Below are 14,221 nucleotides of genomic sequence, written 5' to 3'. Positions count from 1 at the left end.
TTTTCGAAAGCGATGTCCGAGATGTACCGTCTCGAGGTCCCTCAATACAGTACGTTGCTGGAGCTCGTCGCGCACATCAACGAACGCACGATGGCTGATGCCGGTCATGGCATGCAGGTCAGCGCACCTGAGCGCAACCGTCTGCAGGTGGAGCGTCACGGCGCGATCCGTCTTGGCAAGGCGAGCGAGCTCGCTGACATCCGCCGGATCTTCGCGGTGATGGGCATGTTGCCTGTCGGTTACTACGATCTCTCATCGGCCGGCGTGCCGGTTCATTCGACCGCATTCCGGCCCGTCGCAGACGAGTCGCTGCTGCGCAATCCGTTCCGGGTATTCACCTCGCTGCTGCGCCTTGAACTGATCGAAGACGAAGCACTGCGCGAGCGTGCCAGAACGATTCTCGCCGGACGAGAGATCTTCTCGGCGCGGGCGCTGGAGCTCGTGCGTGAGTTCGAGTCGAACGGCGGCCTGACCAGCGAAGAAGCCGACGAGTTCGTCGGGGAAGTACGGGAGACGTTCCGCTGGCATCGTGAAGCCACGGTGGACGCAGACACTTACCGCGAGTTTCACGATGCTCATCGTCTGATTGCCGACGTGGTGTGTTTCAAGGGACCGCATATCAACCACCTCACGCCGAGAACACTCGACATCGACGCTGCACAGGTGGAGATGCCACGCCGCGGGATCGGTGCGAAAGATCTGATCGAAGGGCCTCCTTCGCGACGTCATCCCATTCTGTTGCGGCAGACGAGTTTCAAGGCGCTGGAGGAAGCGATCCTGTTCCCGAATGGCGCCGGCCATGAGGATGGCACGCACACGGCCCGCTTCGGCGAGATCGAGCAACGTGGTATGGCGCTGACCCGTGAGGGACGCGAGCTGTATGACACGCTGCTCGCACAGGTGAACGCGCGCAGCGACGAGCGCTACGAAGTGCGCCTTGCGCAGGCGTTCGCGTCGTTTCCCGACGACCTGGGTGCGCTGCGCGAACAGGGTCTCGCCTTTTTCCGCTATGAGGTGAAGGATGCCGCGCGCCTGACAGACATGGCGGACGCCGGCGCCGGTTTCGACCTCGAACGCCTGATCGAGTCGGGCATCGTCGTGGCGCAGCCTGTCACTTATGAAGACTTCCTGCCGGTGAGCGCGGCCGGCATTTTCCAGTCGAACCTGGGCGAGTCGGGCCGCACGCATGGCAAAGGCAACAGTGCGCGGGATGCGTTCGAGGCGTCTCTGGGTGCGCCGGTGCTCGACGAGATGGAACTGTACGAACGGGCGTCACGCGAGTCGCTGGAACAGGTGCGCAGCGCCTTTGAGACGAAGGTCGCGTCCTGACTTCGGCCGCGGCGCAGAAAGCCATAACAAAAGGAGACGACATCATGATCGGAAGTACGCAATGGCAAGGGCGACGCGCAATGAGCGTCGGAGTGTTCATCTGTGCCGCACTCGGTGCGCTGGCGAGTCAGACCTGTCGTGCCGACCTGCTCGTGTCGAGCAACGATGGACATACAGAACTCAAGGACGGTCAACTGCTGCCCTCCGCGTCGCCCAGACCCGACACGCTGACGGTCGTGGACGTCGCGAATAACGGCTATCGCGTGCTCAGCACGACCGACATGCCGGGTAGTGTGATCGGTCCGCCGATGAGCGTATGGGTTTCGCCCGATGAGTCGTGGGGGATCGTCACCGCCTCGTCGAAGATCGGCAACGACACACCGAAGAAGATCGTGCCGAACGACGAGGTGGCGGTCTTCAGCCTGGGCGGCGAACCCACCGGTGCAAAGGCGACGATCACGCAGCGCCTGCCCGCGGGCGCAGGCGCAACTACCGTGCGTCTGTCGCCGGATGGCCGGTACGCTGTGATCCCGAACCGCAACGGCGGGTCGGTGTCGTTCTTCAGGGTTGACGGCCACACGCTGACACCGTTCTACACGATCGATATCGGCAAGGACAGCGGCACCAACGGTGCGGTGTTCCTCAAGGACAGCCGGACCGTGCTGGTGACGGTGCAGAACCAGAACCGCGTGGCGGTGCTGCATATCGACGGCGACAAGGTCGTCGAAGACAAGCGCTCGATCACCACCGGTCTCGCGCCGCTCACGATCGACGTCAATTCGGACCGCACTCTCGCCGCAGTCTCGAACATGGGGCGCGGCGCCGGTGACGTGGATACGGTAAGCCTGATCGATCTGACCAGCGCGCCGTACCGGACCGTCGACACCGCCTCGGTGCCGAGCGGACCAGAGCCGATGAAATTCTCGCCCGACGGGCGCTTCCTTGCCGTGGGCTCGGAAAACGGATCGAGCAAGGGCTCGACTACACCGTTCTACCACACGTATGGCTATCTCTCGATGTTCGCCGTGAACCATGGCCATCTGTCGCTCGTGGCCCAGGCCCAGTCAGGCGCCTACCTCGAAGGGCTCGCGTTCTCTCGCGACGGATCCCGGGTATATGTTCAGGAAAACAGCAAGAACCTGATCTGGGTCTACGGATGGAACGGCAGCCAGCTCAACGTGATGGCGAAGATGCCGACGCCCACAGGCCCGTCAGCATTGGTAACGGCATGGCCTTGATGCGTATGGTAACGCCAGGGCGCAAACGGCGCGGGCCGACTATTCCAACCTCCCATTGCCAATCATGACATCTTCACACTATACCGATACGCAACTCTTTATCGACGGCGAATGGTGTCCGTCGTTGGACCGCTCGACCATCGAAGTGACGAATCCAGCCACTGGCGAAGTGATCGGCACTGTGGCGCGCGCGCGCCACGCAGATCTCGAGCGGGCGATCGTCGCTGCGCAGTCGGGCTTCGAGCGCTGGAAGAATACCCCCGCGTTCGAACGGGCGGCAACAATGCGTCGCGCTGCGTCGCTGCTCAGAGACCGCCTGGAGTCAATCGCCCGCCTGCTGACCCTCGAGCAGGGCAAGCCGATCACGGAAGCGCGCATTGAGGTGCTGTCTGCGGCGGATATCATTGAATGGTTCGCCGACGAAGGGCGCCGCGTCTACGGCCGCGTAGTGCCTCCCCGCACCATGTGGGCACAGCAACTGGTCCTGAAGGAGCCGGTGGGCCCTGTCGCTGCGTTTACACCGTGGAATTTTCCGATCAACCAGATCGTACGCAAGCTGTCTGCCGCACTTACCACTGGTTGTTCGTTTCTGGTGAAGGCGCCGGAGGAAACGCCGGCGGCGCCAGCTGCACTCATCAAGGCGTTTGCAGACGCGGGCGTGCCGGCCGGCGTACTGGGCCTCGTGTTTGGTGATCCAGCCGAGGTCTCTAGCTATCTGATTGCACATCCCGCCATCCGCAAGGTGACGTTCACGGGTTCCACTGTCGTTGGCAAGCAGCTCGCCGCGTTAGCCGGCCAGCACATGAAACGGGTCACGATGGAACTCGGTGGACATGCCCCGGTCATCGTGGCTGACGACGCGGACGTTGACCTTGCGGCGAGAGTGATGTGTGCAGCCAAGTTCCGCAACGCCGGGCAGGTCTGCATCTCGCCCACGCGGTTTCTCGTGCACGACAGCATTCGTGACGCCTTCGCAAATGCCCTGGTGAGCCATGCGCGGGCGTTGAAGGTTGGGCATGGTCTTGAAGAGGGCACGCAACTTGGGCCGCTCGCCAATGAGCGGAGGCTGCAGGCCATGCGCGACATCGTGCGTAATGCTCGTGAGTGCGGTGCGACCGTCGCGACGGGCGGAGAACGCGTCGGTTCCACAGGCAACTTCTTCGCGGCAACCGTGCTGACGGACGTCCCTCTCGACGCGGACGTATTCAACAACGAGCCGTTCGGTCCGATCGCGGCTATACGGGGCTTCACGAATCTCGAGGATGCGATCAACGAGGCAAACCGTCTGCCCTTCGGACTCGCCAGCTATGCGTTTACGCGCTCGGTCAGGAACGTCCACGTCTTGAGCCATCGGATGCATGCGGGCATGTTGTGGATCAATCAGGCGGCAACGGCCTGGCCCGAACTGCCGTTCGGTGGAGTGCGCGATTCGGGTTATGGCTCGGAAGGTGGCCCGGAAGCGCTCGAGCCCTATCTCGCTGTGAAGACCGTCTCTGTATCGGCCATAGAGTGACCAGCATGTGAGAGCTCATGTCTGATTGGCCAGGCGCTTGCCTCGGAATTTGCAGCCTCTACGTGAGACACAGATGACAGCACATCAGGAGCGTCGCCGTCGCTTTCTGCAGCAGGTGATCGCTGTAGTTCCCGTTTCCACCGCCGTTACACTGACCCAATCGGCCTGCAGCAGCCGTACGAGCCCGGAAGGTCCGGCGACAGCGACCGGTCCAGCAGACAGCGGCGCCATGTACTATCCGACCTTTTTCACTTCGGATGAGTGGACCTTCATCCGGGCGGCCGTCGACCGTCTTGTACCCGAAGACGAGCTCGGCGCTGGAGCGTTGAAGGCGGGCGTGCCGGAATACATTGACCGTCAGATGGAAACGCCCTATGGACACGGCAAGCTCTGGTACATGCAGGGACCGTTCCATCCAGACCAGGCTCCCGAGATGGGCTACCAGATGAGCCTGACACCGCGCGACATCTACCGTAACGGTATCCGCGACTGCGACGCTTATTGCAGAAAGCAGTACGGAGGCAGGATTTTCGCGCAACTCGATCACGCCAGCCAGGAGGCCGTGTTCCACGCCATCGAGGCGAATACGGTTCACTTCGACTCGCTGCCGGCGCGTACCTTCTTTTCCTGCCTGCTCGGCAATACGAAAGAAGGCTTCTTTGCAGATCCGATCTACGGCGGCAACAAGGGCATGGTCGGCTGGAAGATGGTGGGCTTTCCAGGCGCGCGGGCGGACTTCGCAGACTGGATTGATCAGCCCGGCGCACATTATCCGTATGGCCCGGTGTCGATCGATGGCAGGCGGGGGTGAGGAATACCAATGCGAAAGGAAAAAGTCGATTGCGTGATTGTCGGATTCGGCTGGACTGGTGCCATTCTGGGCCAGGAGCTGACTGATGCCGGGTTGAATGTCGTTGCACTCGAACGCGGCGCGATGCGTGACACGCCGACCGATGCGGAATATCCGAAGGTCGCCGACGAACTGAAGTATGCGGTGCGCGGGCATCTGTTCCAGGATCTGTCCGGCGAGACAGTGACCATCCGTCATGGTGTGAACGATCTTGCTGTGCCTTACCGGCAGCAGGGTTCTTTTTATCTTGGCAACGGTGTGGGGGGCGCAGGGTTTCACTGGAACGGCATGCACTACCGCATGCTGCCAGAAGAATTGCAGTTGCGGACACGCTACGAAGAGCGGTACGGCAGCAGGTTCTTTCCTGAAGGGATGCAGGTTCAGGATTTTGGCGTGACGTACGATGAGATGGAGCCGTTCTTCGATTTCGCGGAGAAGGTATTTGGCACGTCGGGCAAGGCTGGTAACCTCAACGGCCGGATCCAGCCGGGCGGCAATCCGCTTGAGGGAAGACGCACGAGCGAATTTCCGACTCCACCGCTGAAGAATGGTCTGGGCGCGCAGCTCTTCGAGAAGGCAGCACGTGACGTCGGATTTCATCCGTATCCCGCACCGGCGGCGAACACATCGCAGCCGTATACGAATCCGTACGGCGTGCGGCTTGGTCCGTGTAACTTCTGCGGATTTTGCGAAGACTTCGGCTGCTACATGTATTCGAAGGCGTCGCCACAGACGACAATCCTGCCGGTCCTGCTGAAGAAGCCCAACTTCGAACTTCGCACGCAGTCCTACGTGACCAGGATTCTGCTCTCACCCGACAGGAAGTCTGCAACCGGAGTGACGTATATCGACGCTCAGGGTCGGGAGATCGAGCAGCCGGCCGACATGGTGATCGTCGCGGCGTTCCAGATGCACAACGTGCGTCTGCTTTTGCTGTCGGGCATCGGCACGCCGTACGATCCCCACACGGGTCTGGGGACGGTCGGGCGCAACTACGCCTATCAGATGAATGGCAGCATCAACGTACTGCTGCCCAGGGGCACGCAGCTCAATCCTTTTGTCGGAACGGGAGCTGGGGGTGTGGGCATCGACGATCTGAACGGCGACCAGTTCGACCACGGGCCGCTGGGCTTTGTGGGCGGTGCGAGCATTCGGCATATCCGCTATGGGGGCCGTCCGATCAAGCAGACGCCGACTGTTCCCGGCACCCCGACCTGGGGTCGCGGCTGGAAGGCTGGTGTGGTGGATGCCTATCAGCGCTTCATGACGATCGGCATTTCCGGTTCAGTAATGCCCTACCGCGACGCGTATCTCGACCTCGACCCCACGTATCGCGACCGTTATGGCTTGCCGCTGTTGCGGATGACGTTTGACTGGCACGACAACGAATACGCAATGATTGGCTACATGGGTGACCGAATGGAGGAAGTCGCGAAGGCGATGAATCCGGAAAAGTATTTCCGCGCGATTCGCAGGAAAGGTCAGCACTATGACACCCGAGTCTATCAGACGACACATACGACCGGCGGCGCGGTGATGGGCACGTCGCCAGAGACGAGCGTGGTCAACCGGTATCTGCAAAGTTGGGATGTGCCGAACGTGTTCGTGATGGGCGCGTCGGCGTTTCCCCAGAACATGGGCTATAACCCCACGGGAATCGTGGCCGCTCTGGCGTTTCAAACGTCGAAGGCGATCCGTGAGCAGTATCTGAAAAATCCCGGCGCTCCGCTGGTTCAGGCTTGAGGCGCAGCGTGAAGACCATGAAGACGCACATGTCGATCGTGTTCTCGTCAGCAGCCATTTTCGTTGTGACGGCGATGGCCGCGTGCGGCCGGATTCAGGCTGCCACGCAGCCTGGCGAGGCGATCGTTGCGCTGGCACAAACCGGTGCCACGGACAATGCCGCCCCCGCAATGATCGCAAAGGGCAGGTATCTTGCGACGGCGGGAGACTGCATTGCATGTCACACAGCAAAAGGAGGCAGGCCATTCGCCGGGGGGCTCGGTCTGGACTCACCGATCGGGCAGATCTATTCGACGAATATTACGCCGGACCGGCGCACCGGTATCGGTGACTACAGTTACGCGGACTTCGACAACGCCATACGTCGCGGGATCAGAAAGGACGGTTCGAGCCTGTATCCTGCGATGCCGTATGTGTCCTACTCCAAAATGCGGCCGTCGGATGTGGGGGCTTTGTACGCTTACTTCATGCACGGGGTGACGCCCGTCTCGCAACCGAACACGACTGAAGATATCGCGTGGCCACTGTCATTGCGCTGGCCGCTGCGTTTCTGGCGCATGGCATTTTCACCGGAGGCTGAGGTGAACGAGTCGTCGGTCTCAGCGGATCCGGTCACGCGAGGTCGATATCTGGTTGAGGGTCTCGCGCACTGTGGCGCATGTCATACGCCACGCGGGGTTGGCTTCCAGGAGTTGGCGCTCACCGATGATGGCAGGACCTTCCTGTCCGGGAGTGTCATCGATGGGTATGTCGCGAACAATTTGCGGGAAGACCAGAAGGATGGGATTGGCAAGTGGACTGAATCCGATATTGTCGGGTTCCTGAAGAGCGGCCGCACTTCACATTCAGCGGCCTTTGGTGGCATGGCGGAAGTCGTCGAGGACAGTACCCAGCACATGAGCGATGCGGACCTCAAGGCGATCGCCGCGTACCTCAAAACGCTTGCACCGAAAGATGCGTCGACCCCCGCGCTGCAGGGCAATAACGCCGCAGGCAACGCACTGCGTGCAGGGACCGTTCATGGCAACGGTGAGCTGACGTTCATCGACAATTGTGCCGCCTGTCATCGCACCAGTGGCAGCGGCTACGACAGCACGTTCCCGAAGCTCGCGCTTTCATCAGCTGTCAATGCGGACGATCCTACCTCGCTGATCCATATCGTGCTTGACGGTGCCCAGATGCCCTGGACAAACGCCGCCCCAACGCACTATTCGATGCCAGGCTTCGCCGGACGTCTGACCGATCGGGACATTGCAGATGTGCTGACGTTCGTGCGTTCGAGCTGGGGAAATCATGCAGCACTTGTGTCGGCAGGACAGGTTCGCAAGGTGCGAGAGTCGTTGGGATTGCCCGGACAGCCCGTCCTCCCACAAAACTAACGACGGCGGCTGGCTCAGCCTTCGTCAGGCCGCAGGCGAGAAGACGGGACAACGATTTCAATTTTTCCGGTTGCAACGTCGTACACGAGCCCCGAGACTGCGTAACCTCCTGGGACATCGGCGTTCGCCCTGAGCGCCGCCACGTCCAGTGCCACAGCTTTGTATGGGTCGTTAATTTCCAGGGTGTCGAGTTCGGCCGCCGTAACGCCCATATGTTCTGCCAGGAGCCTGGGCTCATGACAGTAGCACCGTTTGATGCCGCAGTCGGTATGGTGCAGGACGATGAGGTTCGAGTCGGGCCCGATGTTGCCGCCCGCCGCAAGGGTGACCGTGCGCAGAATCCGGAGCGTTTCAACTACGGACGGATTCACCCGGCCGCCGACGTTACGCAAAATCGCGGCTTCCCCGGGCGCGAGCTTGAAAATATCCATGGGGTCTACGCGCGGGTCTACGCATCCAATGATGAGCGACTTGCTTGTCGGCATCATCCGTAGGCCTGGGTTGAAGCCATCCCCCGCGAACTCAACGTTACGATGCATCAGCGTGTCGATGTAGTCCATGACGTCTTCCTTGGATATGAAATGTGAAGAATCCAGGCATTAAGGCAATCGCGTCGACATCATTGCCTGCAATGCCTTCGGGTCCGCGGTGTACCGTTCGTAAAGCACGCGCGATTGGCCTCCCGCCACGACCTCGTCGTTCGTGCCCGCTTGCACCGCATCCAGCGCGTCCGTAGCCAGTTCCCCCGGCGTCATACGCGGCTCAGGCATGTTTGCACCCATAGGCGTATCGGTCTGCACGGCAATCACACCAACTACCTGTGTGCCATGCGCGCCGAGTTCAGCGCGGATACTTCGGGTCAGCGAAAGCGTCGCCGCTTTGGACGCGGAATATGTCGCCGCCTTCGGCAAGCTCACGAGCGCAAGCATGGAGAGCATGTTGAGCACTGCGCCGCCGCCCGATGCCGCGAGGATTGGAGCGAAGGCACGCGTCATCGAAAGCGTGCCGAAGTAATTCACTTCCATTTCGCGTCGCGCAGCCTCCATATCAGGTGCCGCAATCGAGCCTTCGAAAGCGGAATAGCCAGCGTTGTTGATGAGCAATGTCACGTCACGAGCGACGTTGGCTGCAGCGGCGACCTGGTCCGGATCGGTTACGTCGAGGCGCAGCGGTACGAGGCGCTTGTCGCCATCTTTGAGAAGTTCGTGAAGCGAAGCGGTGTCGCGTGCTGCCACGTATACCTTGGCTGCGCCGCGGTCCAGCAGGTCCGCGGCAAAGGTCCGTCCCAAGCCGCCATTGGCGCCGGTGACAAGAGCAATCGAGCCTGTGATGTTCATGATGATTCTCCTTTTCTCGGTGGGACCGGCTCGAAAGCCGGAACCTTGGCTATTAATGAGCGTTGAGTCTGTCCGCGTGGAGCGTGGCGAACTCAGCAACTGTCATGGAGCGGTGGCCAGTCAGCTTCTCGACGTTGTTGTCAGCGCCGGACATATGGCCGTTCTGATAGTCGAGCATTGCGCCTGCGAAGTGCTTGACGACGTACTCAGGTACGCCCATCTCGGTGAGCGACGCCGTGTACTCGTCAATCGGCAGGTCTTGAAACACAATCTTGCGACCGAGCGCTTTGCTCAGTTCTGCGGCCATCTGCTCGTGGTCCATTTCGGCCGGACCCGAGAGGTCAATCGTCGTACCAATGTGGTCTTCCGGGTTCTTCAGCAGCGCTGCAATCGCGCGGCCCTGGTCTGCGACTGCGATGGGTGAATGGCGACCCTTGCCGGCTGGAATACGCAGGATGCCGTGCTGGAGATACGGGAGTTGGAACGGATACAGCAGCCAGTCGAGGAAGTAGGTAGGGCGCAGATGAATGACAGGCACGCCCGACCAGTTGAATACTGCTTCCGAAATAAACGTATCACGGCACGAGTCGCTGGTCGAATGACGATTTGCTGACCGCTGCGAGAGGTTGATGACCGCCTTCGTGCCCGCTTCCTTTGCCGCCTGTGCGAAGTTGACGGTGGCGTGGAGAAGGCCCGGCGCAACAGGGTAGACAAAGTAGGCAGCGTCGACGCCTTCGAGTGCAGCACGGATTGAGTTGACATCAAACATGTCACCGACTACCACTTCGGCACCTTGAGCCGTTAGCGCATCGGAAGGTTCGTCAATCTTGCGCACCATCGCGCGGACATGCAGGCCGAGGGCAATCGCTTCGCGAACGGCTGCGCCGCCGGTGTCACCGGTGGCGCCCGTAATCAACACTTTCTTCGACATGACAGTAGCTCCTGAGAAGTCACATTGGCTGGAACGCGCACGACACGTGTCGTGGTCGCTGCGTTGAGGTGAATGATGGAACTGCTGCCTCTGACCCGGTAGCCACTGATTTCGTCTAACATTTATGCTGAGACAGCATAGATCGACGTATGGCGCATCCCGTCAGATGGAAGGGACTGCGAACACGGCGCGCGTTGGTGGTGCTGCCGCTGTGCACGATGGGGCAAGCCGATTGCCTTCAATCTATGCGGGGCTGATACGACGTCGTCCGCTCGCTTTCGAGCGGCGACCATGCGACGGAAAGAGGTAAAACTTGAAAGACCTTCTAACTCTCAAGCTCTACACGCGCGTTGCGCGGCTAGGTAGCTTTTCCGCAGCGGCGCGGGAAGGTGGCCTGGCCCAGTCGCAGGTTTCGCGGATGGTCGCAGAACTCGAGGCGAACCTCGGCGTCCGGTTGTTGACGCGTACGACGCGCGCCGTCGTCCCAACGGAGGCGGGGCTTGAGTTTCTTTCTCGCATGGAGCCCGCATTGGCCGCCATTGAGGACGCCCAGAACAGCGTACGCGAGACGGGCGAGCTTCGCGGATTGCTTCGTGTCGGCATGCCCACGACAATGGGCACGCGAGTCATCATGCCAAGGTTGTCGCAATTTACTGAACGGCATCCCCAGCTTCGCGTTGAACTCCTCCTCGACGACACGTGGCAGGACCTGGTGCGAGATGCCGTCGATGTCGGTATCAGGGTGGGCGTTCTTCCAGACGCGTCAGGAACCAGGCGGCTGCTTGGGACAATGCACCGGGCTTTTGTCGCATCGCCAGCCTACGTTGCGCGCCACGGCATGCCCAAAGAGCCGGCGAACCTGGAGAAGCATCGAATCGTTACCGGGCCGGCAGCACCGAATTCACGATCCTGGAAGTTTGAGCGTGACGGAAAGACGGTGGCGGTCGAGGTGGAACCGCATGTCGCGACGAACGATACGGCGGGCGCGCTGGCCGCTGCGGCGAGTGGTTTAGGGATTGCCGCCACAACCTCCTGGGCTTGCAGGCGGGAAGTGCAAACCGGCGAACTATTGCTGATGTTGCCCGACTGGAAGACGACGGAACTCCCCGTTCACGCGTATTTCCCGATGGGACGTGCGACCAGTAAGGCCGCTCGCGCCTTCGTTGACTTCATCGCTGCGGAACTCAAGACCAATCCACCTCTAATTCGCGAATCCGAGTGAAGCACGAGGAATGAATCAAGCCGTCCCTAATCGGTTGAAACGGAAACTACCTTCAAGCATGCGTTGCTAGTATGCGCGCGAACTCAACGACGAAGAATACCCCTGCGGTGTGCGTGTCAGCTTGCGCTCAAGTCGATAAGGTTGTGGCCGTCATAAGAGAGGAATCCTTATCCATACGTCGGCATTACGCAGCCAGTATCGGATGGAATCGAGATCTCGGTGCATGTGCCAAATTCCGATTTCACTAGCGCTACCGAAAAGATAGACAAGGCGTGGATCTGCAGAGGGTCCTCGCGTTTCGTGCGCCGCGGAAGGTACCAACATTACGCCGACTGTGCAAAGGACCGGCCATCGCGCTCCAGGTGGCACATCAGATTCGAGGCGTGCGTGATGACCGTCGCGTAGCGGCTTTGCCGCCAGTTGGCTGCTTCCGACAGGGAGTAGGGCGGCCCAGTGGTAGTATCCCAAAGCTTTTTGCTACTTGCGTCCGATTTTTAGCGCGTCGATACTCGTGGGCACTTTTGGCCCCAAGAGCGGCCGTCGCCACCGTCCAAGGCGCAATTTGGACCCTGATCTTTGAAGAAAAATGAACGTTTGTGTTCTTGGTGGTGGCGTCATCGGGGTGACGACTGCGTATTTGCTCGCGAGGGAGGGATGCCAGGTTACGGTCGTTGAGCAACATCGGCAAGTGGGACATGAGACGAGCTTCGCTAACGGCGCGCAGCTCTGCTACAGCTACGTTGCTCCGCTAGCGGCGCCGTCGGTCTTTTCCCATCTACCGAAATGGCTATTCGACCGCAATGCACCGCTCCGCTTCCTGCCGAGTTTGGACCCGGACCAGTGGGTTTGGAGCTTGAAGTTTCTCCTGCAGTGCACGAGCGAACGTAGTCGTCAGAGTACCGTAGAGCTGCATCGGCTAAGTGCATATAGCAAACAGGTGATGGACGAGATTTTGAGCAATGAAAGCATTGACTTCGACTTCACACAGACAGGGAAGCTCGTTATCTATCGCGATGCGGATGACTTTGCAGCTGCTCGGAGGCAAGTTGAAATTCAAAGCTGGTCTGGTGTCGTTCAAACTGTGCTAGACGCTCAGTCGTGCGTTGAGAAGGAGCCCGCGCTTCAGTCGATGGAGCAAGTCCTTGCGGGCGGCATCTTCACTCCGACCGAGGGGTCTGGCGACTGCTATGTCTTCACACGAGAGCTTGCGCGTATCTCGGCGGCGAAGTACGGGGTCAACTTTGTCAACGGTACGAAGCTACTAGGACTTCGGCAGGAGGGTGATCGTATCGTCGCTGCGCGTACATCGGGTGGCGATGTGAATGCCGATTTCTTCGTCGTAGCATTGGGGAACGGCAGTCGGGAGGCGTTGGCCCCACTTGGCGTGAGGCTTCCTCTCCTGCCGTTGAAAGGGTACAGCCTTACGTTGCCTATTGGGGAGAAGCACGCTGCACCGACCATCAGCGTAACCGATGTGCATCATAAGATTGTTTATGCGCGACTCGGTTCTCGTCTGCGAATAGCAGGCATGGTGGATATGACACCCGCCGGATACAGAGACGACCCGAGACGGGTCGAATTGCTTAAGGCGCAGGCCCAGTCAGTTATGCCGAATGCGGGTGACTTTACGAAAGCAGAGGTCTGGACAGGATTTCGGCCGGCCACTCCCGATGGCAGGCCTGTTTTGGGGTGTTCGGAGGTGTCGAATCTTCGCTTAAATGCTGGCCACGGAGCGCTCGGTTTTACATTGGCTTGCGCTAGCGCGCGTCTCGTAGTTGATGAGATATGCGGTCTACCGACTGCGCTTGATCTGGCTCCGTACAGCCTCACGGGCCGGAATTCGCGTCGCCAGTATGGAGCTGTCACGTGAAAGGGGATGTGGCCGGCGCATCACCGTATCCGGACACTCATTTTGCGCTGCTGAAAAAGCAACGACGGATCCTCTTGCCTGCTCCGGTAAGCATCTACATCGGGTGAGACATCGACACCACGTGGAAGGCACGTGATTAGGTCCTTCCGCGGTCGTGCAAATCAGGTCTGCCGCTGCGATGGCACTCTCTGTCCTTGAGCGAGCCGCGAGCGGTCTCCAAACGTGTCGTCTCGAATCAATCGCTTCCGTATTGCTCGGTGGCTACTACGACATCCCGTCGAAACCAGTCGCAGTTCACGGCGACGCCGCAGTCGTGAAGGGCAACGCAAGGGAGCGCGCGTAGTGTCGACGATTCGCAGGCTTCCTGCGGCAACGGGTGGTTGGGAACGGAGCCCCATCGCCCCAACGCAACGACCAGAAACCGATCTTTTCGCAGTTGATTGGAACCGTTGCATTGATCGCGGCAGCGGCAGCTGCTCACCGATAATGACCTGTGCCGAAACTGTCGGCGCGGCTAGCATTCTGCGCGCTGACAATAACTCGTCCGTCATGTAGGTCGCAAACTTGTGCTATGCCCTCAATGAAAATAAAAAGAGCGCGTCACCGCAATATTCGTGCATCGGCGTGTCTTTCGATGTGACGTTCATGCACAGAAGTCGCGTCAGGTGTGAACTTCTCGAACAGCGCTGTGAGAGCCTCTAGCGCCGACTCCCAGTCACGCCTTAGAATCGAGCGCAATTCTACTTCGCGCCCTCAACATGCATTGAAGTGCGCTCCTGCAGAGCCGGACCGAGCACTCAAACGGTCCT

General features: G+C 60.1%; 11 protein-coding genes. 8 read left to right on the top strand and 3 right to left on the bottom strand.

The genetic code is table 11. From position 1 onward, the window contains the following. The first annotated feature begins 12 nt into the window (after window positions 1-12). The 6 genes from U5A52_RS35885 (at window position 13) to U5A52_RS35860 (ending at window position 8,052) form a co-directional block, all read left to right on the top strand. A complete protein-coding gene (locus U5A52_RS35885) occupies window positions 13-1,329 on the top strand; it encodes a VOC family protein (RefSeq protein ID WP_415774105.1) in 1,317 nt (438 codons plus the stop codon). A 44-nt stretch (window positions 1,330-1,373) separates the two neighbouring features. Beyond that, complete coding sequence (locus U5A52_RS35880; protein WP_321938747.1) at window positions 1,374-2,567, top strand: YncE family protein; 1,194 nt, start codon at window positions 1,374-1,376, stop codon at window positions 2,565-2,567. A gap of 64 nt (window positions 2,568-2,631) precedes the next feature. Further along, on the top strand, window positions 2,632-4,080 hold the full coding sequence (locus U5A52_RS35875; protein WP_321938746.1) for an NAD-dependent succinate-semialdehyde dehydrogenase: 1,449 nt from the start codon (window positions 2,632-2,634) through the stop codon (window positions 4,078-4,080). A gap of 73 nt (window positions 4,081-4,153) precedes the next feature. After that, a complete protein-coding gene (locus U5A52_RS35870; RefSeq protein ID WP_321938744.1) occupies window positions 4,154-4,891 on the top strand; it encodes a gluconate 2-dehydrogenase subunit 3 family protein in 738 nt (245 codons plus the stop codon). A 9-nt stretch (window positions 4,892-4,900) separates the two neighbouring features. Beyond that, a complete protein-coding gene (locus tag U5A52_RS35865; protein WP_415774104.1) occupies window positions 4,901-6,673 on the top strand; it encodes a GMC family oxidoreductase in 1,773 nt (590 codons plus the stop codon). Window positions 6,674-6,690: 17 nt separating this feature from the next. Next, complete coding sequence (locus U5A52_RS35860) at window positions 6,691-8,052, top strand: c-type cytochrome (RefSeq protein ID WP_415774106.1); 1,362 nt, start codon at window positions 6,691-6,693, stop codon at window positions 8,050-8,052. Between the two features lie 14 nt (window positions 8,053-8,066). Here U5A52_RS35860 and U5A52_RS35855 read toward each other — a convergent pair whose 3' ends face one another. Genes U5A52_RS35855 through U5A52_RS35845 form a run of 3 tightly spaced genes read right to left on the bottom strand, consistent with a single transcriptional unit; the run spans window position 8,067 to window position 10,320 of the window. Then, window positions 8,067-8,612, bottom strand: coding sequence for a carbonic anhydrase (locus U5A52_RS35855; RefSeq protein WP_321938740.1), 546 nt, complete (start codon window positions 8,610-8,612; stop codon window positions 8,067-8,069). 39 nt (window positions 8,613-8,651) lie between these two features. Beyond that, the gene (locus U5A52_RS35850; protein WP_321938738.1) at window positions 8,652-9,389 is read right to left on the bottom strand and encodes an SDR family NAD(P)-dependent oxidoreductase; all 738 of its coding nucleotides are present in this window, start codon (window positions 9,387-9,389) and stop codon (window positions 8,652-8,654) included. 52 nt (window positions 9,390-9,441) lie between these two features. Then, complete coding sequence (locus tag U5A52_RS35845; protein WP_321938736.1) at window positions 9,442-10,320, bottom strand: NmrA family NAD(P)-binding protein; 879 nt, start codon at window positions 10,318-10,320, stop codon at window positions 9,442-9,444. Window positions 10,321-10,633: 313 nt separating this feature from the next. Here U5A52_RS35845 and U5A52_RS35840 point away from each other — a divergent pair, with 313 nt between their 5' ends. Next, entirely contained in the window at window positions 10,634-11,542 is a 909-nt protein-coding gene (locus U5A52_RS35840; protein WP_321938734.1) for a LysR family transcriptional regulator, read from the top strand. Window positions 11,543-12,128: 586 nt separating this feature from the next. After that, a complete protein-coding gene (locus U5A52_RS35835) occupies window positions 12,129-13,412 on the top strand; it encodes a D-amino acid dehydrogenase (RefSeq protein WP_321938732.1) in 1,284 nt (427 codons plus the stop codon). Window positions 13,413-14,221 lie beyond the last annotated feature (809 nt).

Origin of the sequence: Paraburkholderia sp. J8-2 (assembly GCF_905220195.1) — a bacterium.
GTDB lineage: Bacteria > Pseudomonadota > Gammaproteobacteria > Burkholderiales > Burkholderiaceae > Paraburkholderia.
The sequence above is the reverse complement of the archived record's forward strand: the minus strand, read 5'-3'. Positions and strand labels throughout refer to the sequence as shown.